This window comes from Janthinobacterium silvisoli (assembly GCF_014200725.1).
Lineage (GTDB): Bacteria > Pseudomonadota > Gammaproteobacteria > Burkholderiales > Burkholderiaceae_D > Janthinobacterium.
Genome location: NZ_JACHCL010000002.1, coordinates 788,344 through 812,197, shown reverse-complemented (window position 1 = coordinate 812,197; position 23,854 = coordinate 788,344). Strand labels below are relative to the sequence as shown.

Below are 23,854 nucleotides of genomic sequence, written 5' to 3'. Positions count from 1 at the left end.
GTCCTTTATGCTTTGTTCATGCGCGTCAGGCGCATATTGACCAGCGAAATCGCGGCCACGAGGAAGAAGATCAGGGTCGAGATGGCGGCAGCCAGGCCAAAGTTCTGGCCGGAATCCTCGAACGCGATACGGTAGGTGTAGGACACCAGCAAGTCGGTGGTGCCGGCCGGCAGAGTGGTATCGAGGAAGTCGGGCCGCCCGCCCGTCAGCAAGCTGATCAGCACGAAGTTATTGAAATTGAAGCCCAGGCTGGCCACCATCAAGGGCGTCAGCGGCTTGATGATCAGGGGCAGGGTGATCTTGAAGAAATTCGTCAGCGGCCCGGCGCCGGCCAGGGCCGACGCTTCGTACAAGTCCGATGGAATCGCCTTGATCAGGCCCATGCAGACCACCATCATGTAGGGATAACCTAGCCAGGTATTGACGATCAAAATCATGGCCTTGGCCAGGGTGGTGTCGGAAAACCAGGCAGGCTTGATGCCGAACAAGGCGTTCAGCACCAGGTTGATCTCGCCAAAGTTATTGTTGAACAGGCCCTTGAAGACGAGGATGGAAATAAAGCCTGGCACGGCATATGGCAGGAACAGCAGGGTGCGGTAAAAGCCGCGGAAGCGCAGCGCGTCCCAGTTCAGCAGCACGGCCAGCGCCATGCCCAGGCCGGTGGTGGTGATCACGCTGATCACGGCAAAAACGATGGTCCACACAAAAATGCGCAGGAAAGGACCACGGAATGCTTCATCGGAGAAAATCTTGGCGAAGTTGGCGAAGCCGATATTGACCTTGAAGCCCGGCTCCAGCTTGCTGCCGTCCGGCATTTCATAAAAGCCCGTCTTGAGGTTGGGCTTGACGATCTCTCCGGTGGCGATCTTTTTCAAGCTGTTGTCGGGCAGTTGCTTGTAGACGTGGGCCACGGGGCCGAATTCGCGCAGGCCCACCATGCGCAGCTCGATGCGGTTGGGCATGAGCAAGGTCAGCAGCTTCAAGTCTTTTTGCAAGGCGATGATGTCCTTGATGGGCAGCGCCGGGGCCAGCACGGGCGCTTGCACGGGGTCGGCCGGCGCGATTTCCACCGTCAGCGGCACGGCGCGTTTCAGGGCCAGCGGCTCGCTCAGCAGCACCTCACCGGTGTCCGGGCTTTCCAGGCGCAGCCGGTATTCATTCTTGTCGGGATGGACGGTCAAGCTATAGCCGCTGCTTTCCACGCGCTGCGTTTCGTCGAGCAGGTATTGCGTGGCGCGCTCGTAGGTGAGCAGGTTGCGCGAGCTGAAATTGGTAAAGCCGATCGACACCGTGTAGACAATCGGCAAGAGCACGAAGACGATGACCGCCGTGATGCCGGGAAACAGGTAGCGGTAGGCATAGGCGCGCGGTGAGGTGAAGACAAACGTCGTCAGGGTCAGCAAGCCAAGGAAAATGGCGGCCAGCATGGTCTGGCCGGAAATATACAACATGAAAAGCAGATACAGACCCAGCGCCATGCTGATGGTCAATATGGTAGGGCCGATAAACTTGCGCACGATGGGATACCTGTGAAGATGGTGAAAGGGCCGGAGGCATGCGCGCCATGGACGCGCATGCTGTTCCCGCAGGGCTTAGCCTGGTGCTTAATTCGCCGTCGTAATCCGCTTGGCTGCGGCATCCAGGCCGACCTTGGTTGTCTGGCGGCCTTGCGTGATGTTTTCCAGCGCCGATTGCATGGAGGACCAGAAACGGCCCATTTCCGGGTTGTTCGGCATCGGGCGGCCCGCCTGTGCGCTTTCCATGGTGGCCTGGATATTCGGATTGGCTTTCAATTCCGCGAACAGCTGCTTGTTGGCCGGCGTGCCCAGCGGGACGTCGGCATTGATGGTTTTCAAGCCATTGACTTGCAGCATCTGGTTTTCCAGGAATTCCGTGGCCAGGTCCTTGTTCGGGCTGGCTTTCGAAATCATCGCGCCCAGCACGCCGACGAAGGGCGTGGCCGCCTTGCCGGCGACGGTAGGGATGGTCGCCACGCCGAAATTGATTTTCGACTTGCGCGCATTGTCCCACGACCATGGGCCGTTGATCATCATGGCGATCTTGCCCTGGTTAAAGCCTGCTTCCATTTCGGCGTAGCCGGCGCCCTTGGGCATGGCGCCGCTGTTGATCAGGCTCATGAGAGCGTTTACGCCGGCCACGGCGCCCGCATTGTTGACGCCGGTTTTCGTGCCATCGTAGCGGCCGTCGCCCTTGACTTCAAACGGGAAGCCGCCGCCGGCGCCCATCAGCGGCCAGGTGAAATAGGTGTTGGTGTAGTCCCACAGGATGGCTTTCTTGCCCTGGGCGGAAAGTTTTTTATCGAGTGCGGCGATTTCTTCGAAGGTTTTCGGCGGCACCGGCACCAGGTCCTTGTTGTAGACCAGGGCGACGGCTTCGATCGAGATCGGGTAGCCCCAGGTCTTGCCGCTCACAGTAAAGGCGTTCCAGGCCAGCGGCACGATGGCGTTGCGCGCCTCCTTGCTCGGTGTAATCGGTTGCAGCAAGCCGGCATCGATCCAGGCGCCGATGCGGTCGTGCGGCCAGATCCAGATGTCCGGACCCTTGCCGGCCGCTGCCGCCTGCTGGAATTTGTTTGGTGCATCTTCCGGGTGCTCGACCACGACCTTGATGCCAGTCTTCTTGGTGAACTCTTCGCCGACCTTGGCCAGGCCTTTATAACCCTTGTCGCCATTGATCCAGATCAGCAGGGTGCCAGGCTCGGCCGCTTGCGCCAGGCTGGCGCATGCCAGGTTGCCGATGCCGGCCAGGGCGGCGGCGATCAGGGTGGTTTTGATGAAGCTGCGTTTCGTGTGCAGTAAGGACATGCTTATCTCCAGTTATATTTTTATGATGGTGTGTCTAGGCTGCATGGTTGAAGCAAGGCCAGGCGGCGCCTGTAGCGCCTGGTCCGTAAAGATCAGGTGCAAGCCTGGCCGTGTTCGTCGAATACGTGGACCCGGCTGGCCGCCACTTGCAGCGCCACTTGCTGGCCGATGGACCAGTCCGTATCGGCATCGGCGCGTACCACCAGCGGCTCATCACCAGCGGGCACTTGCACGTACAGATAGCTGATGTCGCCCAGTTTTTCCACCGCCTGTACTGTGGCGTTGATGCTGCCGTTGTCCGGCTTGCCTGTGCTTGGAGTGCAGGCCTGCACGTGTTCTGGCCGCGCGCCGACAGTGACGGATGCGCCATTGGCCAATGGCTGGGTCAGGGCAGCCTGCAGCAGACCACCAGCGGCGGTAGTAATCGTAGCCAGTCCATCCGCATGGCCGCTGATTTTGCCTTTGAGGAAATTCATGCGCGGCGAACCGAGGAAGCCGGCCACGAACAGGTTGGCAGGGTGGTGGTAGAGTTCCAGGGGCGCGCCCACCTGCTCGATGCGGCCCGCGTTGAGCACGACGATGCGGTCAGCCAGCGTCATCGCTTCGACCTGGTCATGCGTGACGTAAATCATGGTGGAGCGCAATTCGCGGTGCAGATTGGCCAGTTCGATGCGCATCTGCACGCGCAAGGAGGCGTCCAGGTTCGACAGCGGTTCGTCGAACAGGAAGACTTCGGGTTTGCGCACGATGGCGCGGCCGATGGCCACGCGCTGGCGCTGTCCGCCCGATAAATCCTTGGGCTTGCGTTCCAGCAATGGTTCGATGCGCAGGATTTGCGCTGCGCGCTGCACGGCGTCGGCAATCTCGATTTTGCTCATGCCGGCCAGCTTCAGGCCGAAGGCCATGTTTTGCGCCACGCTCATGTGCGGGTACAGGGCGTAGCTCTGGAACACCATGGCGATGCCGCGCTTGGCGGGCGGCACCTCGTTCATGCGTGTCTTGCCGATATACAAGTCGCCACCGCTGATTTCTTCCAGGCCACATATGCTGCGCAGCAAGGTGGATTTGCCACAGCCGGATGGTCCCACGAAGACCATGAATTCGCCATCGGCGATCTCCAGGTCGATGCCGTGCAGGGTTTGCACGTCGCCGTATGCCTTCTTCAAACCAACTAATTTCAGTCCTGCCATTGTGTCCCTCGTCTTCAATCCGGCCCCGCTGAAACGCGGGGCTCATTATTGTAATTGGCGTTCTTAAGCCAGCGTGCCGAACCAGCCTCCATGGGCGGGAAGGGTGATCTGCGCGCCTTGCTGGCTGGCGGGCAGGCCGTGACCGGTCAGCTCAGCTGCCTGCGCTGCGGCGGGCCAGTCAAACGTCACCGCTTCGGTGCCCAGGTTGAAGGCTGCCAGCACGGTACGGTGGCCCGGCAAATCGCGGCGGAAGGCCAGCACCGGTTCTGGCGCGTCGAAGAAGTGGATTTCGCCACTCAGCAATTGCGGCTGGGTGCGGCGCCAGGCGAGGATATTCTGCGCGAAACGCAGCGGCGAATCGCCATCCTGTTCTTCCACGTCGACCGCTCGTTCCAGGTGTTCCGGCGGTACTGGCAGCCACGGCTGGGCGGTGCTGAACCCGCCGTGCGCCGCGCCCGCCACCCAGGGCATCGGCGTGCGGCAACCGTCGCGGCCCTTGAATTGCGGCCAGAACGGGATGCCATACGGGTCTTGCAGCGCTTCGAATGGCAAGTCCGCTTCCGTCAGGGCCAGTTCATCGCCCTGGTACAGGCAAGGCGTGCCCTTCAGCGCCACTTGCACCGCCAGCACCACCTTGGCCAGCGAAGGCGAGGGCTGCTGGCCGCCCCAGCGCGTCATCACGCGCACGCTGTCGTGGTTGCCGACAGACCAGGAAGCCCAGCCGTCAGCCACTTTGGCTTCGAACTGCTCGACTTGCGTGCGGATGTGGGCGGCCGAGAATTCTTCCGTCAGCAGGTTGAAGCTGTAAGCCATGTGCAGCTTGTCGCCGCCCGAGGTGTAGTCGGCCATGGCCGCCAGCGCGTCATCGGTACCGATTTCACCGATGGAAATGGCCTGGTATTCATCGAGCACGGCACGTACGCGCTGCAGGTAGGCGATGTTTTCCGGTTGCGTTTTGTCGTACACGTGGGCTTGCATGCCGTAGGGATTGACGGCCGACACCGAACGGGCATCGCGCAAAGGCGCTGGTGGATTGTCGCGCAGCTGGGCGTCGTGGAAAGGGAAATTGCAGGAATCGAAGCGGAAACCGTCGACGCCGCGCTCCAGCCAGAAACGCAGATTGTCCAGTTGCGCCTGCTGCACGGCCGGGTTGTGGAAGTTCAGGTCGGGCTGGCTGGCGAGGAAGTCATGCAGGTAGTATTGGCCACGGCGCGGTTCCCATTGCCAGGCCGAACCGCCAAATACGGACAACCAGTTGTTCGGCGCCGTACCGTCCGGTTTCTGGTCGGCCCACACATACCAGTCGGCTTTCGGATTGTCGCGGCTGGTCCGGCTTTCCACAAACCAGGGATGGTTGTCGGCCGAGTGCGATAGCACCTGGTCGATCATCACTTTCAGGCCCAGTGCGTGGGCGCGGGCCACCAGGCGGTCGAAGTCGGCCAAGGTGCCGAACAGCGGGTCCACGTCGCAATAGTCGGCCACGTCATAACCGAAGTCTTTCATGGGCGAGGTGAAGAAGGGCGAAATCCAGACGATGTCGGCGCCCAGGGCGGCGATGTAATCGAGCTTGGAGGTAATGCCGGGCAGGTCGCCTACGCCATCGCCATTGCTGTCGAGGAAGCTGCGTGGATAGACCTGGTAAATGACGGCGCTGCGCCACCAGTCGGCGGGAAGGTTGGCGGTATTGTTTGGGATGGTCGGCATGGATGATTTCTATAAGTTGCCTGTAGCATCGGCTATCAGGGCGAGCGCTGCTGGTTGGTCGGCTGGCGTCTTATTTTAAATTCAAAGCGCTTTGAGTTTGAAATAAGTATAGTTCAAAGCGCTTTGAAAAGTAAAGCGATATGCAAATCGAAGTCGAGAATTTGTATCGGAGGTGGGGGCAACGGCTGGGGTCAGGCCAGGCGGGGGAATGCCTTCCAATGGAACACATTCCGATCACGCAGTGACTGGCCCCGGATTTCTGCTACCAGGCCAGTGCAGAATTTAGCTACTGGCTACACGCCCCGCCGACTCGCCAGGCAGCAGTTCACACGGCCACAATTCCTGCAGCTCGGTGGCGGGCGTGCCGTCCATCAGGGCCAGCAGCATCTGAATCATCTTTGCGCCCGCGCCGCGCGGGTCGGGCTGGACCACGGTAGTGACGTTGTGGCCAGCCAGTGAATCTTCCATCACGCCCCAGACGATCAGCGACATCTCGCTGCCGATGGCGATGCCGGCGTCGAGCAGCGCGCGCACGGCGCCCACGCCCGACATATGATTGTCGACGATGACAGCCGTGGGGCGGGGCGCGCGGGCCAGCAGGCGCTGCATGGCCTGGTAGCCGGCGCGGCGGTCATGGGCGTTGTCGACCAGGTTGTCAGGATCGACGGCCAGGCCGCCGGCCTGCATGGCGTTGCGGAAACTGTCCACGCGCTGGCGCACGAAGTTCAGGTCCGGCGTGGCGCTGATCAGGCCGATGCGCTGGTGGCCCAGCGACAGCAGGCGCTCGACGGCCAGGCGCATGCCGGCCTCGTTGTCGTAGTCGAACCAGGCGTGCGGCTGGTTCAGCTGGGTGCGGCCATGCGCCACAAAAGGCAGGCCCTGCTGCGCCAGGTAGGCGATGCGCTCGTCGTAGGGCTTGGTGCGCCCGACCACCAGGGCGTCGATGCGGCGGCCCGTGACCATGCGTTCATAGGTGTGGAATTCCTTGCTGGCCGAGGCGGGCGCGATGATCATGTCCATCTGCTGCGCTTCCAGCGCTTCCGACATGCCGCCCACGATCTCGATGAACATGGGGTCGGCCAGGTCGTTCGGCATCAGCGGATAAATGATGCCGACGATATTCGTGCGCCCTACGGCCAGGCTGCGCGCCATGGGATTGGGACGGTAGCCGGCTGCCTGCGCGGCGGCCATTACCCGTTCGCGCGTGCGTTCGCTCACTTCCGGATAGCCATTCAAGGCGCGGCTGACAGTGGTTTCGGAAATTCCTAGCGTTTTGGCGAGATTTTTGAGGTTCATGGATGCTGCGTCTGGGGTGAGTCTTGCCGCTGCCAGCGCCCGTTAAGTAGGGTGCGGCGCGGAGCGATGTTGCTTAGTTTATCTGATAAATGCGGCTGGCCGTAGTGCTGCAGCCAGCGAGTGGTGACAGCGCAAAAAAATACGCGGGCTAACCCGAAGGCGCCCGCGTTAAAAGAGGATTGCTGTGCACTACATGTAACTGCCGGCCATCGCGTGCAGCGGCGCGATGCTGATTCCGGTTACTGCCTGCCCCTAAATGTGGCGGTGCTACTGCCAGAGGCCCGCGTCCGAAGGGCGCTGGCCAGTGTTTGAAATTTTCAACAAAGAGCGTCTGATAAAACGTTCAGGGCCAGGCGCAAGGGCGCAGGCAGTACGCTAGTACGGCAAGCCCTTGCAACGCCGCCATGGGCGTTTTTCAGATGCTCTTACCACCAGGATTCCACTTGGAAACCCATGGAACTGCCATTGGTCTTGCCGCCAAATACCCCCGTCGATGACAGCGCCGTGTCTGCAGCGGCCGCTGCCTGGGCTGCCTTGTTCCATTTGGCGTAGGTATAAAAGGCGCGCAGTACGGGGCGTGACCAGAAGCTGGGGCCGGCCGCCAGTTGCGGGGCGATAGTCAGCTTGGTCAGCTGGCGGGTTTCGCCGTCTTCCGGCTTGACCCTGTCGTGGCCCAGTTCCACCGCCAGGCTGTAGTTGTCGGTAAAGTTGTAAACAGGACGCGCGCCCAGCGAGGTCCATTTGCTGCTGGCGCCGGCTGTTTGCCTGTCTTCATAGACCAAGGTCGCCATGCCCGACCAGGCGCCTTTCGGCTGTATCATCAGTTGTTCCGTCAGGCGCGTGACCTTGTCATTGCTGGTGGCGCCCAGGGTGGCGCCGCCCGTGTTGGCGGCGCTGCCCTTGCCAAACTGCAGCGCGACCTTGTTATAGCCGCCCAGCAAATTGCCTTGCGTATGCATGAAGGTCAGCAAATGGCCGCTGGCGATGGGGTCGGCGCCCGCGGCGTTGCGTTTCTGGTTGTACTGCAGACCCACGGTCAGTTCACCATCCGGGTTGACCTTGATGCCGGAAAAACGAAAATCATGCGACAGGGCCATGCGCTTGCTGTCTTTTTCGTCGGCCGTGCGGATGATGGCGTACGCCAGTTTGGCGGGGCCGAGATCGATGTTTTCCAGGCCGGCGCCCGGGCCGCTATTGTTCCAGAAGTAGTAATCAGTGATGTGTACGTCCTGGCGGTCGTAATAGCGTTTGCCGACCCAGGCGCGCGCGTCGGCCAGGATGCCCGTGCCGATCTTGTCGGCCACCACATTGATTTCGCGCCATGACGGGTCCGATTGTTCCCAGTCCTGGTTCTGGTTGACGGAGAACGCCACCAGGGTGTTGATGCGGAAGGTCGTGCCATTGGCTGCCTTGAATGCTTCGCCGCCAAATTTCAGCTCGGCGTAGGTTTCGCACTCATTGCCCAGACGATATTTGGACGAGGCGCCAGCCAGGCCGAAACAGGATTCCTTGCCGCCTTCGCCGCTGGTGCCGAAACCCGAGCGCAGGTAGCCGCCGAAATCGATGGGCAGGGCGGCCTGGGCGGCCGTAGCGCTCAAGGCCATCACCAGGGCGGCAGGCAAGGCTTTCAAGAAGTGTTGTTTCATCTTATCTCCAGTATTTTTATAGGTGTGTCATTGGCGCGGACGTCATTGCACAGTCACGCAAATCCAATGCGCTTTGGATATTGTTCAAAGCGCTTTGATTGTAATTCAAAGCGCTTTGATGAGTAAACTGTTTTAATTATGGAAAGATGATGCGTGTTGCTGGAAAGCGTAGCGGCGGGAAGGCGGTAAAGTGGGGCAGCGGCGCCAAAGCGCCGCCGTATCGGGAGGGATCAGGAAGATGTATCGCAAACAGGCAGTGGTGCTGCCGTCTCGTCAGCACTGGCCGGATGGCGCAGGAAAGCCAGCAGCAGCAAGCTCGAAGCGATGGTGATGGCTGCCAGCACATATAACAAGTGGCGGAAAGCCGTGCCATAGGCTTGCGCCAGTGCCGCCAGATCCAGTTGCGGCAGCAGTGTGCCGGCATGCTGCAGTTCGCCGATCGCCAGAAAGGGGGCGGCCAGCGTTGCCTGCTGCATGTCGATGCCGGGCACAGAGAGCAGGGCAGCCAACGCCAGCGCGGCCAGCATTGCGCTGACGATGGCCAGCGCAATGCCTTCGCCCGCCACGCGCGTTGTATTGAAGATACCGGCCGCCATGCCTGCACGCTCCGTCGGCACTACGCTGACGGCCAGGCCATCCATCAAACCCCACGGCAGGCTGATGCCGCAGCCGATCAGCAGCAAGGGCGGCAGCAAGCTGGTTGCCGGCAGACCCGGCGCACATTGCGACAGCCACAGCAAGCCGGCCGCCGTCAGCAGCAAGCCGCTGCAGCAGATGTGGGCGGCGCTGATGCGCTGGGCGGCCAGGCTGGCCAGCATGGGCAGCACCAGCATGGGCGCCGACAGCGCGACCATCATGCCGCCCGCTTGAAACGAGGTATAGCCTTCGATACCGATCAGGCGGGCCGGCAGCAGCACCAGCAGTACCACGAAGGAAAAGGCGGGGGCGGCCGCCAGCAGTTGCACGCCGGCGAAGGCGGGCAGGCGGAATAAGGACAGGTCCAGCATGGGCCGCGCGCTGCGGCGTTCGATGGCGACAAAGCTGATCAATAACAGGGCGGCGCCACTGAGCAGGCCCAGGCTGGCGGGACTGCTCCAGCCGCTGTGCGGCGCTTGCAGCAAGGCATAGGTAAACAGTGATAGGGCGCTGGTGAAGCTCAGGGCGCCGGCCCAGTCCACATTGCCCGCTTGCGGATCGCGCGATTCGTTCATGGTGCGGGCGGCGATCAGCAAGGCAGTCAGGCCGGCGGCGGCAGTGATCAGGAACAGGCTGCGCCAACCGCCATGGTCGATTACGCTGCCGGCCAGGAAGGGGCCGAAAGCCAGGCCGGCGCCGAATGCCGTGCCGATCAGGCTAAAGGCCCGCGCGCGGCTGCTGCCGTCGAATTCCTGCGCCAGCGCCGCCAGGCCACTGGATAAGGCCATGGCGCACGCCAGGCCCTGCACGGCGCGCAGCACGTCGAGCAGCAGGATACTGGGCGCTACCGCCAGTGACAGGGTGGCGGCGCCAAACAAACTCATGCCCATTAGAAATACGCGTTTGCGGCCATAGCGGTCGGCCAGGGTGCCGGCCACCATCAGACAGCCGCCAAAGCTGAGCATAAAGGCATTCGAGATCCAGGCCAGCGCCAAAGGGCTGCCGTGCAGTTCGGCGGCGATGGCAGGGATGGCGATGGCTGGGCCTGTAAAGCTGAGCGGCATGCACAGCGCCGCCAGGCAGACGGCGGCCAGCACCAGGGCGCGCCGTGCGGAGGTTTCGGCTAGGTTCGTGTTCATGGGAGTGGGTCCGGTAAGAGGGTGTGCCATGATAATATGGCTCCAATCAGGGAAAAAGTGGCTGAAAATCCAGTCATAACGGACAAATAATCTCGAATGGTGGGCGATGGATAATCTGAACGGCATAAGCGCCTTTGTGCGGGCGGCGGAAACCTGCAGCTTTGTCGCCGCTGGGCGGCTGCTGGGCGTATCGGCTTCGGCAGTGGGCAAGAGCGTGGCGCGGCTGGAAGAAAAGCTGGGCGTGCGCCTGCTTAACCGCAGCACGCGCCGCATTAGCCTCAGCAATGAGGGCGCGCTGTTTTACGAGCGCTGCCAGCGCATCCTGGCCGATCTGGGCGATGCCGAGGCGGAACTGTCGCACCTGACCGAGGCGCCGCGCGGCAAGCTGCGGGTCAGCCTGCCCGTGATCGGCTACCGTTTCATCTTGCCGCTGTTGGCCGATTTTACGCAGCAATACCCGGAGATCGAGCTTGACCTGGATTTCAATGACCGCCTGGTCGATGTGGTGGCTGAGGGCATTGACGTGGCCGTACGCAGTGGCGTGCTCAGCGATTCACGGCTGATGGCGCGTGAACTGGGGCCGTTTGCCTTTTCCATCGTCAGTGCGCCCGCGTATTTTGCGCGCCACGGCGTGCCGGCCATGCCGCGTGATCTGGAACAGCACGGCTGCGTGCGCTATAAATTCCCCAGCACGGGTAAATTGCAGGAGTGGCAGTTGTTCCGCACGCCAGGGCAGGAGGGCGAGTTGCGCTTACGCACTGTACTCACCTGCAATAATATCGAAGCCCTGATCGGCGCCGCCACGCAGGGCGTGGGCCTGGCCTACCTGCCCGATTTTCTCGTCAAGGACGCGATCGCCCGCGGCGAATTGCAAGCCGTGCTCGGCGAGTATCTGCGGCACGCCAGCAAGTTCTGGATACTGTGGCCTTCGAGCCGCCATCTGTCGCCCAAGTTACGCGTGTTTGTTGACTTCCTGTCGGCGCATTTGCACTTTTCCGGCCCTGCGCGTGGCCCGCGCCCTGCCAATTTCCATGCTGCTGCGGACGCTGGACCAAGTTCCTGATGAAGATTCTTCCTACAAGTTGAGGAAAATTCCTACTCCCTGATGATTTAGTTTTGCTGCGATGCACCACGCGAAGCCGCGTAGTTGCTACTTATAGTTTCCATGAATATCACTTATACGTTAATTAAATTGCCATATGGAATTTATTTATGTTAATTTCATATCTGTTTCGGCAACATTATAGTTGTTGGAACACGCACACGATGCCTTGCGGCAAAGTAGTGGGAATTTGAAAATACAGCAGCAGTAACCATCATTGTAACCGTCAGTCACGGGTGTGAGCCTGGTACCGTTACTCAGGGAGAGTGCATGAAAACAGTAACGATAACGCCGTCCAAGGCGGCGCCGCAAAAAAAACAGCAAGTGGCACGCAAGACAGGTTTACTGTTAGGTGGCGGTGCACCAAATTCGACCTTGATCGCTGGCGCGCTGGCCGCTTTTGTGGATGAGGGTATCGATTTTGACGTCATTTCTGCATCCGGCGCCGGTGTGTTGATGGGCCTGCTTTACACCACGCCGCATGCCGCCACGCCGCGCCAGGCGCTGCAAAGCTGGGCTGATACGGGGGTAGCCGACAGCATCTACAAGATGATCCCCATCAATTACAAGATTTTCCAGAAACCGGGCATGCAGGCGAGCACTTTCCGCGACGCCTTCCAGCCACCGGCCAACAATCCTTTTTTTCAGGCGATCCAGCAAACGTTTGCGAGCGCGCCTGGCGTCTGGTCGGACTGGGGCAAGTTGATGATGTCCTCGCTGTCGCCATCGGACCTGTCGATGAAAAGCCTGGGCTTGTGCGCGCATTTGCCCTTCCTGGAAAAAGCCGTGGATTTTTCCGGCGTGGCGCGCATGCGTCCCCAGTTCTATATCAATGCCTACAACCTCAGCGAGCATCGCATGCAAAACTGGGGCAAGCATGAAATCGGCCCCGAGCACGTGCGCGCCGCCCTGTCGTTCCCCTTCCTGTATGCACCGACCACCATCGATGGCAGCGATTACATCGAAGGCGCCGCGCTCGATACGCTCAATTTCGATCCCTTCATCGAAGGCAAGGGCGAGCATCACGACGCCGATACCCTGGTCATCCTCGATATCCTGGGCGACGAGCGCCTGCTGCGCAAACCGCGCAACCTGTATGACGCCTGGGTACGCTCGATCATCACGCCGCTGGTGAAAATTTCCAAGAGCGAGATGCGTTTGTTCGAGCTGGAACACAACACGGATGCGCGCACAGGCCAGCCCAAGCGCCGCCTGCTGAAGCTGGACTTGATGGGCGGCATTCCGGAAGAGCATTGGCCCGACACGCTCGACTGGTCCAGTTCGAACATGCAGCTGCTGTTCGACGTGGGCTACAAGGCGGGCATCGCCTTTGCCCGCGAACACGGCGACTTGCTGCGCCGCCCCGATACCGAGGACGCCGCCGCTCCTTTGGCAGCCTGATCGCGCATAGCGGATCGTATGTAGTACCTGGCCTTGCCAGGCCCTGCAGCCCGGCATGACGCTGCGGGCTGCTTTTTCCATTTGCTGAGTACATCAATGAATATCACCAAGCAACTTATACTGACCCTGACCATCGCCTTGCTGGCCTTGCTATTGCTGGGCGCCGGCGGCGCATGGCAGCTGCAGCGCTCGCAGGAGCGCTTTGACACCGTGCAGAACCGCATCATTCCGAGCATCCAGGGCTTGCATGCCGCCAAGGCTTCGCTGGCCGATTCGCGCCTGGCCGGCTACCGTTTGTCCGTGTTTTCCAATCTGGCCGACAAGACGGCGCTGGACAATGCACTGGCTGCCGCCAACAAGGACTTCGACGACATCATCGCCAAGTACCGCGCCGAACGCATCTATGACGAAACCGACCGCAAGATGCTCGACGCCGACCAGGCCGCCATGGAAGCGTATCGCCAGGCCCTGAAACCATTCTTTGCCGCCGCTTACGCAGGCGATATGGATGGCGTGCGCGCCACCTTGCTCGCTGGCACGCCGCTGGCCATCACGGCCGCTGCCGCCAAAAAAAGCATGGACGACCACCTGGCTTATAACAACAAGCTGGTCGATGACGTGAAGGCCGAAAGCCTGGACGCTTACGATACGGCCTTCAACACCATGCTGGCCGTACTGGGCGTGGCAGTGTTGCTGACGGGCGCACTGGCCTTGCATATCTACCGCACCATCAGCGGCGGCCTGGGCAATATCCAGCATACCTTGGAAAAAGTCAGCGTTTCGCTGGACCTGTCGGCTGCCATGCCGGTCGCCAATATGGATGAAGTGGGCCGCACGGCGACCGCCTTCAATAAATTCCTCGACCGCATCGTGGAAGTGATCGCCACTGTGCGCGCTTCGGCCGATACGGTCAGCGTGGCAGCCGCGCAGATTTCAGCCGGCAATGCAGACTTGTCCGTGCGTACCGAACAGCAGGCATCGTCGCTGGAAGAAACCGCATCCAGCCTGGAGGAGCTGACCTCGGCCGTGCGCCAGAATACGGACAATGCGCGCCAGGCCAATACCCTGGCTGTGTCTGCCTCGGACGTGGCCCGCAAGGGTGGCGCGGTGGTGGCGCAGGTGGTGGGCACCATGGGGTCGATCAACGAGTCGGCTAAGAAGATTGCCGACATTATCGGCGTGATCGACGGCATCGCCTTCCAGACCAATATCCTGGCGCTGAACGCGGCCGTGGAAGCAGCCCGCGCAGGCGAGCAGGGCCGTGGCTTTGCCGTAGTGGCAACCGAGGTGCGCAACCTGGCGCAACGCTCGGCAGCCGCCGCCAAGGAAATCAAGGACTTGATCGGTGATTCGGTCGATAAGGTCAATGCCGGTACGGTGCTGGTCGATGAAGCGGGCGCAACGATGGAAGAAATCGTCGCCAGCATCAAGCGCGTGACTGACATCATGGGCGACATCGCCAACGCCAGCCACGAGCAAAGCGCCGGCATCGAACAAGTCAACCAGGCCATTTCGCAAATGGACCAGGTCACGCAGCAAAACGCGGCCCTGGTGGAAGAGGCGGCCGCTGCCGCTGCCTCGCTGCAAGACCGCGCGGTGGAATTGGTCGATGTGGTGGCCGTGTTCCGCCTGCGTGGCGAAGCCAAGCAGTCAGGCCTGAAAGTGGCTGGCGGATTGCCTGCAGCCTCCGCTGTTGCGCGCCGCCTGCCGTCGCCTTCCCGCCGCATGCTCGGTTAATGAATCGGTTAATCTATTGATAGTGTAAGGCTTGGGGCCGGATGCCGCAGCATTCCGGCCCTTTGTTTTATCGTCCTTGCAAAACAGTTTCCCGTAATCAAGCAGTGCGACAAATTAACGTGCCGATCCTGTCTCGATGGAATACAATTCCCGCGTGGCAGCCAGCTTGCCTGGTTCAGCCAGGCACGGCGTCACCCTTGATGATCACGGAAAGATGTTTGCCTATGACACTGCAGTTGCCTCTGCGCATCGCGCCCCCCGCTACCCTTGCGCCATGCGCGCCCCTATTCCCATTCAAAGCCGTGGGCGCCATGCTGGCCCTGAGCTTGTCTTGTCTGATCGTCAGCACTCCCGTCATGGCGGCTTCCGCCAGCAATAGCGTGATGCTGGAAGACTTGACCAGTACCGAATTGCGGACCCGTATCGACCATGGCGCCACTACGGTGATCGTGCCGATCGGCGGGGTGGAGCAAAGCGGCCCATATATTGCCTTGGGCAAGCACAATGTGCGCGCCGGCATCCTGGCGCGCCAGATCGCGCAAAAGCTGGGCAATACCATTGTCGCCCCCGTCGTTTCCTACGTGCCGGAAGGCAGTATTAATCCACCGGCCGGCCATATGCGCCATGCGGGCACGATTTCGATACCGCCAGCCGCTTTCGAAGCACTGCTGGAAGGCACGGCAGCCAGTTTGCGCCAGCATGGTTTCCGTGACATCGTCTTTGTGGGCGACCATGGCGGTTACCAAAAGAATGAGCAAAACGTGGCCAACAAGCTTAATCACGCCTGGAGCAAGTCGGCCGTGATGAAACCGGCTGCGAGCGATGCGCGCGCGCACGCCTTGCTCGATTACTATGACATTACGCAAACGGCGTATATTGCGCAATTGCAGAAGCGTGGCTATAGCAATGCCGAGATCGGCTTGCACGCAGGCCTGGCGGATGCGGCGCTGATGCTGGCGACCGATCCGTCGCTGGTGCGCAGCGAGGCCCTGGCCCACGGTCCCAAGCCTGGCGTGGCGGACGGCGTGCGCGGCGACGCCACGCGGGCGACTGCCGAGTTGGGCGAGATCGGTGTCAAGCTGCAGGTCGACACTTCGGTGGCGGCGATCAAGAAATTGCTGGAACGTTAAACATTCTACACACTGATACCACGCCGGCCGTCTGTTAACGTGCCGGTATTTGCAACGAAAACATGCGAAAATCCATGAAAAAACCTCAACGACGCACTATCGTCACATTATCCGCCATTGCCGCGGCCGCTCTTGGGCTCGGCGTCGCCAGCCAGGTCATCGGTGCCAGTGCACCAGCCCCGGCCGCACCTGCTGCAGCTTATTCGCCACTGCCCGGCATGCCGCCACTGGTCGATCCTAAAAACGTGTATGGCAGCATCGGTAGCAGCAATATGAGCCCGGTGGTCAAGGACCATCTGCACCGCGTGTATGTACCCAACCTGCGCTCGAACGATGTGTATGTGATTGATCAGGAAAGCCTGAAAGTGGTCGACAAGTTCAAGGTCGGCAGCGGCCCGCAGCACGTCGTGCCATCGTGGGACTTGCGCACTTTGTGGGTGGCGAATAACGCCGAGCGCACCAACAAGGGCAGTTTGACGCCGATCGATCCCTTGACGGGCAAGCCGGGCAAGGAAGTGCCGGTCGACGATCCTTATAATATGTATTACACGCCGGATGGCAAGTCGGCCATCGTGGTGGCCGAAGCGCGCCACCGCCTGGACTTCAGGGATCCGAAGACCATGGCCGTGCAGTACTCCATCGATACGCCGCAGTGCGGCGGTATCAACCACGCCGATTTCTCGAACGATGGCCGCTACGCTATCTTTACCTGCGAATTCGACGGTACCATCGCCAAGATCGACATGGTGGAGCGCAAGGTCGATGGTTATCTGAAATTGCAGATGCCGAGCAAGCGTTTCGCCGAGTCTGGCCCCGTGGGCGGCCCTGCCGATGAAATCTGCAGCGTCAAGAAGGGCATGCCGCAAGACATACGCATCTCGCCTGACGGCAAGAAATTTTTCATCGCTGACATGGACGCCGATGGCGTGCACGTGGTCGATGGCGCCACCCTCAAGGAAATCGGCTTCATTCAGACGGGCGTGGGCACGCACGGCCTGTACCCTAGCCGCGACGGCAAGAAGCTGTACGTAGCCAATCGTGGCACGCACCGCATCCACGGCAAGCGCAAGGGCAAGGGCAGCGTCAGCGTGATCGATTTCGCCACCGAAAAAGTGGTCGCGCAATGGCCGATCCCGGGCGGCGGCAGCCCTGATATGGGCAACGTCAGCGCCGATGGCAAGTACCTGTGGCTGTCGGGCCGCTTCGACGATGTGGTTTACCGCATCGACACGAACAATGGCTCCGTAGCGCAAGTGAAAGTGGGCCAGGAGCCGCACGGTTTGACCGTCTGGCCGCAGCCGGGCCGCTACTCCTTGGGTCACACCGGTAACCTGCGTTAAACAGCAATGCGTGGCAGGTCTGTTTTGTATCAGGCCTGCCGCATTTGCTTGTCTGTTCTATAAGCTTGCGGCATACTGCAGTTCTTCCTGGGCCACTGCAAAATATTCCTCATGATTTTCGATCATATCGGTGTGAACGTCAGCGATACGCAGGCGAGCAAGGCATTTTTTTCGGCCGCCCTGGCCCCCTTGGGTGTTAGCCTGGTGACGGAAGTGCATGGCTGGGTGGGCTACGGCAAGGATGGCAAGCCCGACTTCTGGTTCGGCGCTGGCGCCCAGCCGCATACGCCCATGCATCTGGCGTTCAAGGCTGCCAACCGGGCCCAGGTACGCGACTTTTATGCGGCTGCATTGGCCGCCGGCGGCAAGGATAATGGTCCACCCGGCATCCGCGCCATCTATCACCCTGATTACTACGGCGCTTTCGTCATCGGCCCCGATGGCCACAATATCGAAGCCGTTTGCCACGCCCCGGAAGCCTGAAACCTGAAGCCACTGAGACGATGAAGCGCAACACCGCATTGCTGATGGACTCTGCCGGGCATTATGCCTATGTGCATGAAGGCTTTTCCTGGCCCGCCTTCTTTCTTGGTCCCCTGTGGGCGGTCGCCAAACGCCGCTGGTGGTTTTTGCTACCCATGCTGGGTGTCGAGGCTTGCCTGTGGTTTGGCAGCCAGCTGGCTGTCAACCTGCGTATCTTCCCCTTGATGCTGCTGGTGCTGGTCGCCGAACTGGGCTATTTCCTGGCGCGCGGCTGGTATGGCAACCGCTGGCTGGCGGCGTCGCTGCGGCGCCGTGGTTACGCACGCGTTGCCTGATATATTCCTGAGTAAGTAGCTCGACTTTCCTGGTGGCGATAGCCTGCAGCAAATTGCTTAACGGCAGGGCTGTGCTCTTATTTTGCCCCCCACTTCTCACACCTTTGATCCATATCATCCCTCCTGATCGGTGCTCACGTAGCCTTGGAATTCGCGTTGCAAAGCATCTCTCCACCAAAACGGATATGTTCTTCGCGTAGCGCGGCCAAGCCTGTTTGATGAATGTTTAGCTTCACATCGCTGCAGTGCCTGGCCGCACAGGTTTTTCATTCCACCGCACTTTCATGAGGAAATTCTATGTATCCATATTCACGTAGTGTCAGCCCTGCTGCCAAAAGCCATCTGGAAGCGCAACTGTCGTTTTTCAACGGCATCTCGAAATCGCTGTTCCGTTCGGTGCAGCAATTCAGCGACCTGAACCTGCAATTTGCGCAAGGCTTGCTGGAAGAATCCACAATAGCCAGCCAAAACCTGCTCACGGTTGACCGCACGGAAGATCTTTTCCAGGTGGCAGCTGCTTCCGGCCAGCCGGTGGCCGAGCAATTGCGTATTTATCAGCAACAGGCATCGCGCCTGGCGGCAGATGCGCAAGTTGACCTGGCCAGCGTGGCAGAGAAACATATTTCTGAAACGAGCCGCACGGCCAAAGTACTGGCCGAAGAAGTGGCGCGTACGGCTTCCGAAGAAACAGAGAAAAACGTGCGCAAGCAGCAAGACGCGATTCAGCGTATCTCTGAACCGTTCCAGGCTTTCCAAAACGGCAGCAGCCGTGACCAGCGCGGTGCGCAGGGCCAAACGCAAAGCCGCGCCGGCGAAAGCCTGCAAAGCGCGACCCACCAGGGTAGCCAGCAGTCGGGCAGCGCTGAATCTGGCGCCGCGCATACCGCTGGCAGTGCAGCGCAAGGCAAAACCAGCGGCAGCACCGGCCGCAAAGAGTAAGTAGCAAGGAGCAAGGTTCTTACGATCCGTTTTTCCTGGCTACCTTGGGGACCGAGACCCAAGCTGGCTGAGTTCGCCAGGTTCGTAAGCGTTGCTTGATTGCGATGTGCAGCACGACGCCCGTCCCTTACCGGATGGGCGTTTTTACGTTAAAGGCAGGGTTTGCTGCAGCTTGTCCTGGATTTTGCCGCTGCTGTTGTGCATCTACTGTATCTTGCGGCTCTTTTGCAGCAGGCAGACGGCTGAGCTGATCGATAAAGGCGCTGACCCTGTCCAGGGTGGGCGCCAGCATGCGCAGGGGGCTGGCCAGCGAGGCAACCAGGGTCGTATGGCTGACGCCGTCCAGGTAGATTTCCGTGACGGGGCGTTGCTGGGCGCGCAGGGCGGTCGCCAGGCCACCGGTATTGCGCTGCGGATCGACCAGCTTGTCCTTGCCGGGCTGGGGCGCGATCAGCAGTGCTGGTGGCGCGTCGGCTGTCACATGATTGATCGGTTGCGAAGAAGCGGGCGTCTCCGGGAAAAAGAACACCGGGCGGGTAGTGGGATTTTCGATCGGCAAGAAATCGTAGGGGCCAGCCAGGCCTATCCAGCCGCTCAAGTCTTGAGGGCGCATGCCGTGGCGCGCCAGCAAGCTGGGATCGAGCGCCACCATGGCGGCGTTGTAGGCGCCCGCACTATGCCCCATCACGAACAAATGTGTCGTGTCGCCGCCGTAGCGGCCCGCCTCCACGGACGCCCAGGCCACGGCGCGGGCCGCATCCTGCAATATCTCCGGATAATGCACATCGGGGTATAAGCGATAGTCGGCGATCACTGCAAGATAACCACGCGATGCCAGCGCATGGCCGACGAAGGCATAATCCTTGCGCTCGCCCGAAACCCAGTTGCCGCCATAAAAAAAGACCACCACGGGTACCGGGCCGGCATGGTTTTTTGGCGCGTAGACATCGAGTTTTTGCCGTGGCAGCGGTCCGTAAGCGATATCGGGCGTCACGCACGAGGCACTGCCGGATGACATGGCGTTAATCGCCGTCAGCGGCGAACAGGCGACCAGGCCAGCGGCCAGCGGGATCATGGCCAGCAGGGAGAACAGGGCGGTGCGCGCGATCGTCATGGTGTTCTCCGGCGTAGGATGGTTGCACTAGTGTAAGACAATTGGCGTATTTTGCGCGCGCACTATCGACGCACTGGCAATGACTTCAGGCTTGGCCTGCCTCGGTCTCCGTGACTCCGGCCAGTCCTGTCAGGGTCGAGCCATTTTGCAGCAGCCACTTGCGTGCTGTGGCGATCACCGCGTCCGACAAGGTGCGCGTGAGCGGCGTCTGGATGTCCCAGGCGTGCCAGGTCAGGGGCACGTCGAGTGCCTGGCCCGCCGCCACGTCCATCAAGCGCCCGCTGGCCAGTGCATTTTCCGCCTGCAGCAGCGGCACCATGCCATAGGCGTAGCCCGCTTCGATAAAGCGCACGAAGTCGCGCGCGGAACCGAGTACATGGTGAGGGTAGCGGCCTGTGTAGCCCAGGCGGTGCTCCAGGTAGCGTTCGTGCAGCGCATCCTTGCTGCCAAAAGTGATGGCTGGCGCCTGGCTGACGGCTTCTACCGTAAATCCATCGGGAAACCATTGCGCGGCAAACGCGGGCGAGGCCACGCACAGGTAGCGCATGGCGCCCAGCGGTGTTGCCGTCGTGCCCGCCACCAGGTCGGAAGCGCTGGTGACGCAGGCAAATACGCGTCCTTCGCGCAGCTGGCTCAGGGTATGGTCCTGGTCGTCGAGGCGGATGTCGAGCAGGCAGGACGGCGGCGTCAGCAGTGGCCCCAGCGCTTCCGGGATCCAGGTAGCGGCGCTGTCGGCGTTGACGGCGATGGCCAGTTCCGGCAATTGCGTGGTGGGGCCAGGCTGGGCGTCGAGCGCCGCTTCGAGCAGCTTGACTTGCCGGTAATGGGCGATCAGGCGCTGGCCAGCCTCGGTCGGGGTGGGCGGCTGGCTGCGGATGATCAGTAAAGTGCCTTCCAGGTTTTCCAGGGTGCGTATGCGTTGCGACACGGCCGGCTGGCTGATCATCAAAGCCTGCGCCGCCTTTTCAAAGCTGCCCAAGCCGATCACGGCATCGAGTGCAGCCAGGCCCCGGTAGTCCACGACGCGCATAAGTTTCTCTTATGTATGGTTAGAATCATTCATTATACTTATATTTACATTTTCTTTACACTAGCGTCATAGGATAAACATTCCACATTGCCGCGCAGCCTGGACACCAGGCTCCGCCGTACCGTCCACACACCATTCTTATTGCTCTGCCGAGCGTTTGCCGGCCGAGAGCGGGCGGCCGTGCGCAATCTGGGAAGCACTCAAAAGGAATCGATATGGACAGCACTATCTTCTTGAAAGGCATGGGTTTGGGCGCGAGCTTGATCGTTGCCATCGGCACACAAAACGCTTTCTTGCTGAAACAGGGCTTGAAGCGCCATTACGTGCTCACTTGCATCCTGGTGTGCCTGCTGTGCGACGCCATGCTGATTACCGCTGGCGTGGCCGGCATGGGTAGCGTGATTGCCGACAATCCCAACTTCTTGTTGTGGGCCAAGGCTGGTGGCGCGACCTTCTTGATCGCCTATGGCTTGCGCGCCGCCAAATCGGCTTGGCGTCCATCTGCCTTGACGGCTTCGACCGCCAAGGCGCCTGAAGGTTACTGGGCCGTGATCGGCGCGGCGCTGGCGTTCAGCCTGCTGAACCCGCACGCCTTCCTCGATACGGTAATCCTGCTGGGCTCCATCGGTGGCCAGCATGAAGGCATAGGCCGCTTTTACTTTGCCGGCGGCGCCATCATGGCTTCGGCCCTGTGGTTCTTCCTGCTGGGTTTTGGCGCCCGCTACCTGGCGCCCGTGTTCGCCAAGCCCATGGCCTGGCGCGTGCTGGACGGCATCATTGCGCTCGTGATGTGGGCGATTGCCGCTTCGCTGTTCTTTTAATCAGCGGGTCAGAAAGGCCAGCACGCGGCTGGCCAGTTTGCCATACGGCGGCCACAGCAATTTCAGCGCGCTGTAACGGGCCTGGTAAAACACGGGACGCAGCTTGGAAAATGTGAGGAATCCTTCGTGGCCGTGATAGTGGCCCATGCCGGAATCGCCCACGCCGCCGAATGGCAAGTCGTGCTGGCCCACATGGAACAGGGCGTCGTTGACGGACACGCCGCCCGACATCACGCGGGTGATCAGCGTCTGCACCGTGGCTTGATCATGGCTGAACGGATAGATGGCCAGCGGACGCGGCCCCGCATTGATGCTGTCGATCACCGTTTCCAGGCTTGCATAGCTGCGTAGCGGCAAGATAGGACCAAAGATTTCACGTGTCAGCAGCACACTGTCTTCGGGTGCGTCGATCACGATATGCGGTGCGATCTTGCGGCTGGCCCGGTCAAAGGCCGGCCCCGGCAGCAATGAAATGACGTGTGCCCCCCGTTCCCGCGCATCGTCGAGCGCCTGCAACAGCCGTTCGAATGAAGGCTGGTCGATAATCGACGTGTAGTCTGGCGTATCGAGCTGTGGATAGCGCGCCGGCACGATGGCGCGCGCATGCGCCACGAATTCATCGATGCTGGCTGCCGGCAGCCAGGCATGATCGACGGTGGTGCAGATCTGGCCCGCATTCAGGTATTTCACGAACAGGATGCGCTCGGCGGCCGTGCGCAGCGGAAAGTCGTCACAGACGATGGCTGGCGCCTTGCCGCCCAGCTCCAGGGTGACGGGGCACAGATTGCGCGCCGCTGCCGCCATCACGGCGCGGCCCGTCTGGCCCGATCCTGTAAACAGCAAATGGTCGAAGGGCAGTTGCGAAAAAGCGATGCCTACGCCGCCCGTTTCATCGAAAAATTGCAATTTATCCGGTGGAAAATAATCGGGTATTTTGGCTATCAGCAGCCTGGCCAGGTGGCGCGAATTCTCGCTCATCTTGACCATGGCGCGGTTGCCAGCCGCAAAGATGTAGGTGAGCGGTATCAAACTCAGGTTCAGTGGAAAATTCCACGGCACGATCACGCCCACCACGCCCAGCGCTTGCGGGATCACACGGTTGCGCGCGCCAAAAAAGTTGCGCCAGTCCACAGCCCGCCGCTGCGGCTTCATCCAGGAACGCAAGTGCTTCAAGACATGGTCGATGCCATCGATGGCGGGAAAAATTTCCGTCAGCAAAGTTTCGTGGCTGGACCGGTTGCCATAGTCGGCGCTGATCGCTTCGCACAGGGCTGCCTTGTGGTCGCGGATAAAGCGCTGCAGCGTCAGCAGGTCGCGCCGGCGTTCAGCTAGCGTGGGGGCGGGTTGGGCCAGATAGGCAGCCTTTTGCTGCGCCAAGGTGCTCTCCAGCGTATTGTGTGGCATGTCCATGGTTCTCCTGCGTGGAAACTTTTTTTCTACAACAGAGGGTACAGCAAACGCGGCAGTAACAGTGTTTTCGGAACGGCGCGCTACGCCTTAAAATACCTGCTTGTTGCAAGTTAAAAGTTGAAAGGATAGCCATGACCTCTACCACGTCCGACGCCCTGCACATCGTTTGCCCTCATTGCGACGCTGTCAACCGCTTGCCGCCAGCGCGCCTGCGCGAGCAGCCCACGTGCGGCAAGTGCCAGAAAGATTTGTTTACGGGCCAGCCAGTCGACCTGGCCAGTGCCCGTTTCCTCAAGCATATAGAGCGCACGGACATTCCCGTACTGGTCGATTTCTGGGCGCCCTGGTGCGGTCCTTGCCGCACGATGGCGCCCTGGTATGCACAGGCGGCCAAGTCGCTGGAGCCAGATTTCCGTGTCGTCAAGGTCAATACGGAAGCTTCGCAAGACCTGGGTAGCCGTTTCAATATCCGCAGCATTCCCACTTTGGCCCTGTTCCGTGGCGGCCGGGAAGTGGCGCGCCAGCCGGGCGCCATGGACGCCAATAGCATTATTGCCTGGGCAAGAGGGCGCTAAC

General features: G+C 60.8%; 20 protein-coding genes. 10 read left to right on the top strand and 10 right to left on the bottom strand.

Annotated features, from left to right (window positions below):
* Positions 1–5 precede the first annotated feature (5 nt).
* The 7 genes from malF to HDE75_RS13775 all read right to left on the bottom strand — a co-directional run bounded on the left by malF (position 6) and on the right by HDE75_RS13775 (position 10,436).
* A complete protein-coding gene (malF, locus tag HDE75_RS13805) occupies positions 6–1,517 on the bottom strand; it encodes a maltose ABC transporter permease MalF (RefSeq protein ID WP_183677127.1) in 1,512 nt (503 codons plus the stop codon).
* An 87-nt stretch (positions 1,518–1,604) separates the two neighbouring features.
* Positions 1,605–2,825, bottom strand: coding sequence for a maltose/maltodextrin ABC transporter substrate-binding protein MalE (gene malE / locus HDE75_RS13800; protein ID WP_183677128.1), 1,221 nt, complete (start codon positions 2,823–2,825; stop codon positions 1,605–1,607).
* 92 nt (positions 2,826–2,917) lie between these two features.
* Positions 2,918–4,015 (bottom strand): ABC transporter ATP-binding protein, encoded by a 1,098-nt coding sequence (locus tag HDE75_RS13795; RefSeq protein WP_183677129.1) that lies wholly within the window; start codon positions 4,013–4,015, stop codon positions 2,918–2,920.
* A gap of 63 nt (positions 4,016–4,078) precedes the next feature.
* Positions 4,079–5,719 (bottom strand): alpha-glucosidase, encoded by a 1,641-nt coding sequence (locus tag HDE75_RS13790; protein WP_183677130.1) that lies wholly within the window; start codon positions 5,717–5,719, stop codon positions 4,079–4,081.
* Between the two features lie 282 nt (positions 5,720–6,001).
* Positions 6,002–7,015 (bottom strand): substrate-binding domain-containing protein, encoded by a 1,014-nt coding sequence (locus HDE75_RS13785; RefSeq protein WP_183677131.1) that lies wholly within the window; start codon positions 7,013–7,015, stop codon positions 6,002–6,004.
* Positions 7,016–7,440: 425 nt separating this feature from the next.
* Complete coding sequence (locus tag HDE75_RS13780) at positions 7,441–8,661, bottom strand: maltoporin (RefSeq protein ID WP_183677132.1); 1,221 nt, start codon at positions 8,659–8,661, stop codon at positions 7,441–7,443.
* Positions 8,662–8,891: 230 nt separating this feature from the next.
* Complete coding sequence (locus tag HDE75_RS13775; protein WP_183677133.1) at positions 8,892–10,436, bottom strand: MFS transporter; 1,545 nt, start codon at positions 10,434–10,436, stop codon at positions 8,892–8,894.
* A 106-nt stretch (positions 10,437–10,542) separates the two neighbouring features.
* On the opposite strand from HDE75_RS13775, the gene HDE75_RS13770 reads away from it, so the two are divergent.
* From HDE75_RS13770 to HDE75_RS13735, 8 genes are all read left to right on the top strand, one after another.
* Positions 10,543–11,499 carry a LysR family transcriptional regulator gene (locus tag HDE75_RS13770; RefSeq protein ID WP_183677134.1) on the top strand — a complete coding sequence of 319 codons (957 nt, stop codon included), beginning with the start codon at positions 10,543–10,545 and terminating at the stop codon, positions 11,497–11,499.
* A gap of 309 nt (positions 11,500–11,808) precedes the next feature.
* Positions 11,809–12,939, top strand: a complete 1,131-nt coding sequence (locus HDE75_RS13765) for a patatin-like phospholipase family protein (RefSeq protein WP_221291858.1) — start codon at positions 11,809–11,811, stop codon at positions 12,937–12,939.
* A gap of 96 nt (positions 12,940–13,035) precedes the next feature.
* Complete coding sequence (locus HDE75_RS13760; RefSeq protein ID WP_183677135.1) at positions 13,036–14,676, top strand: methyl-accepting chemotaxis protein; 1,641 nt, start codon at positions 13,036–13,038, stop codon at positions 14,674–14,676.
* Between the two features lie 224 nt (positions 14,677–14,900).
* The gene (locus tag HDE75_RS13755; protein ID WP_311735127.1) at positions 14,901–15,806 is read left to right on the top strand and encodes a creatininase family protein; all 906 of its coding nucleotides are present in this window, start codon (positions 14,901–14,903) and stop codon (positions 15,804–15,806) included.
* Positions 15,807–15,880: 74 nt separating this feature from the next.
* Positions 15,881–17,146 (top strand): YVTN family beta-propeller repeat protein, encoded by a 1,266-nt coding sequence (locus tag HDE75_RS13750; protein WP_183677136.1) that lies wholly within the window; start codon positions 15,881–15,883, stop codon positions 17,144–17,146.
* Between the two features lie 111 nt (positions 17,147–17,257).
* Positions 17,258–17,629: a VOC family protein gene (locus HDE75_RS13745; protein WP_221291857.1), complete on the top strand. Its 372-nt coding sequence runs from the start codon at positions 17,258–17,260 to the stop codon at positions 17,627–17,629.
* Between the two features lie 20 nt (positions 17,630–17,649).
* A complete protein-coding gene (locus HDE75_RS13740) occupies positions 17,650–17,964 on the top strand; it encodes a hypothetical protein (RefSeq protein ID WP_183677137.1) in 315 nt (104 codons plus the stop codon).
* A gap of 297 nt (positions 17,965–18,261) precedes the next feature.
* A complete protein-coding gene (locus HDE75_RS13735) occupies positions 18,262–18,903 on the top strand; it encodes a phasin family protein (protein WP_183677138.1) in 642 nt (213 codons plus the stop codon).
* Positions 18,904–19,030: 127 nt separating this feature from the next.
* Here the strand turns inward: HDE75_RS13735 and HDE75_RS13730 are convergent, their stop codons facing one another.
* Both HDE75_RS13730 and HDE75_RS13725 read right to left on the bottom strand, forming a co-directional pair.
* Complete coding sequence (locus tag HDE75_RS13730) at positions 19,031–20,017, bottom strand: alpha/beta hydrolase (RefSeq protein ID WP_183677139.1); 987 nt, start codon at positions 20,015–20,017, stop codon at positions 19,031–19,033.
* An 85-nt stretch (positions 20,018–20,102) separates the two neighbouring features.
* Positions 20,103–21,047 (bottom strand): LysR family transcriptional regulator ArgP, encoded by a 945-nt coding sequence (locus HDE75_RS13725; protein ID WP_183677140.1) that lies wholly within the window; start codon positions 21,045–21,047, stop codon positions 20,103–20,105.
* Positions 21,048–21,262: 215 nt separating this feature from the next.
* Here HDE75_RS13725 and HDE75_RS13720 point away from each other — a divergent pair, with 215 nt between their 5' ends.
* Positions 21,263–21,868, top strand: coding sequence for a LysE/ArgO family amino acid transporter (locus HDE75_RS13720; protein WP_183677141.1), 606 nt, complete (start codon positions 21,263–21,265; stop codon positions 21,866–21,868).
* Here HDE75_RS13720 and HDE75_RS13715 read toward each other — a convergent pair whose 3' ends face one another.
* Complete coding sequence (locus tag HDE75_RS13715; protein ID WP_183677142.1) at positions 21,869–23,278, bottom strand: coniferyl aldehyde dehydrogenase; 1,410 nt, start codon at positions 23,276–23,278, stop codon at positions 21,869–21,871.
* Positions 23,279–23,409: 131 nt separating this feature from the next.
* On the opposite strand from HDE75_RS13715, the gene trxC reads away from it, so the two are divergent.
* Positions 23,410–23,853 (top strand): thioredoxin TrxC, encoded by a 444-nt coding sequence (gene trxC, locus HDE75_RS13710; RefSeq protein WP_183677143.1) that lies wholly within the window; start codon positions 23,410–23,412, stop codon positions 23,851–23,853.
* Position 23,854 lies beyond the last annotated feature (1 nt).

Excerpts from the sequence above, each read along its gene's own strand:
- malE (WP_183677128.1), bottom strand. The coding sequence starts at position 2,825 with ATGTCCTTACTGCACACGAAACGCAGCTTCATCAAAACCACCCTGATC.
- HDE75_RS13795 (WP_183677129.1), bottom strand. The coding sequence starts at position 4,015 with ATGGCAGGACTGAAATTAGTTGGTTTGAAGAAGGCATACGGCGACGTG.
- HDE75_RS13790 (WP_183677130.1), bottom strand. The coding sequence starts at position 5,719 with ATGCCGACCATCCCAAACAATACCGCCAACCTTCCCGCCGACTGGTGG.
- HDE75_RS13785 (WP_183677131.1), bottom strand. The coding sequence starts at position 7,015 with ATGAACCTCAAAAATCTCGCCAAAACGCTAGGAATTTCCGAAACCACT.
- HDE75_RS13780 (WP_183677132.1), bottom strand. The coding sequence starts at position 8,661 with ATGAAACAACACTTCTTGAAAGCCTTGCCTGCCGCCCTGGTGATGGCC.
- HDE75_RS13775 (WP_183677133.1), bottom strand. The coding sequence starts at position 10,436 with ATGAACACGAACCTAGCCGAAACCTCCGCACGGCGCGCCCTGGTGCTG.
- HDE75_RS13770 (WP_183677134.1), top strand. The coding sequence starts at position 10,543 with ATGGATAATCTGAACGGCATAAGCGCCTTTGTGCGGGCGGCGGAAACC.
- HDE75_RS13765 (WP_221291858.1), top strand. The coding sequence starts at position 11,809 with ATGAAAACAGTAACGATAACGCCGTCCAAGGCGGCGCCGCAAAAAAAA.
- HDE75_RS13760 (WP_183677135.1), top strand. The coding sequence starts at position 13,036 with ATGAATATCACCAAGCAACTTATACTGACCCTGACCATCGCCTTGCTG.
- HDE75_RS13755 (WP_311735127.1), top strand. The coding sequence starts at position 14,901 with ATGACACTGCAGTTGCCTCTGCGCATCGCGCCCCCCGCTACCCTTGCG.
- HDE75_RS13750 (WP_183677136.1), top strand. The coding sequence starts at position 15,881 with ATGAAAAAACCTCAACGACGCACTATCGTCACATTATCCGCCATTGCC.
- HDE75_RS13745 (WP_221291857.1), top strand. The coding sequence starts at position 17,258 with ATGATTTTCGATCATATCGGTGTGAACGTCAGCGATACGCAGGCGAGC.
- HDE75_RS13740 (WP_183677137.1), top strand. The coding sequence starts at position 17,650 with ATGAAGCGCAACACCGCATTGCTGATGGACTCTGCCGGGCATTATGCC.
- HDE75_RS13735 (WP_183677138.1), top strand. The coding sequence starts at position 18,262 with ATGTATCCATATTCACGTAGTGTCAGCCCTGCTGCCAAAAGCCATCTG.
- HDE75_RS13730 (WP_183677139.1), bottom strand. The coding sequence starts at position 20,017 with ATGACGATCGCGCGCACCGCCCTGTTCTCCCTGCTGGCCATGATCCCG.
- HDE75_RS13725 (WP_183677140.1), bottom strand. The coding sequence starts at position 21,047 with ATGCGCGTCGTGGACTACCGGGGCCTGGCTGCACTCGATGCCGTGATC.
- HDE75_RS13720 (WP_183677141.1), top strand. The coding sequence starts at position 21,263 with ATGGACAGCACTATCTTCTTGAAAGGCATGGGTTTGGGCGCGAGCTTG.
- HDE75_RS13715 (WP_183677142.1), bottom strand. The coding sequence starts at position 23,278 with ATGGACATGCCACACAATACGCTGGAGAGCACCTTGGCGCAGCAAAAG.
- trxC (WP_183677143.1), top strand. The coding sequence starts at position 23,410 with ATGACCTCTACCACGTCCGACGCCCTGCACATCGTTTGCCCTCATTGC.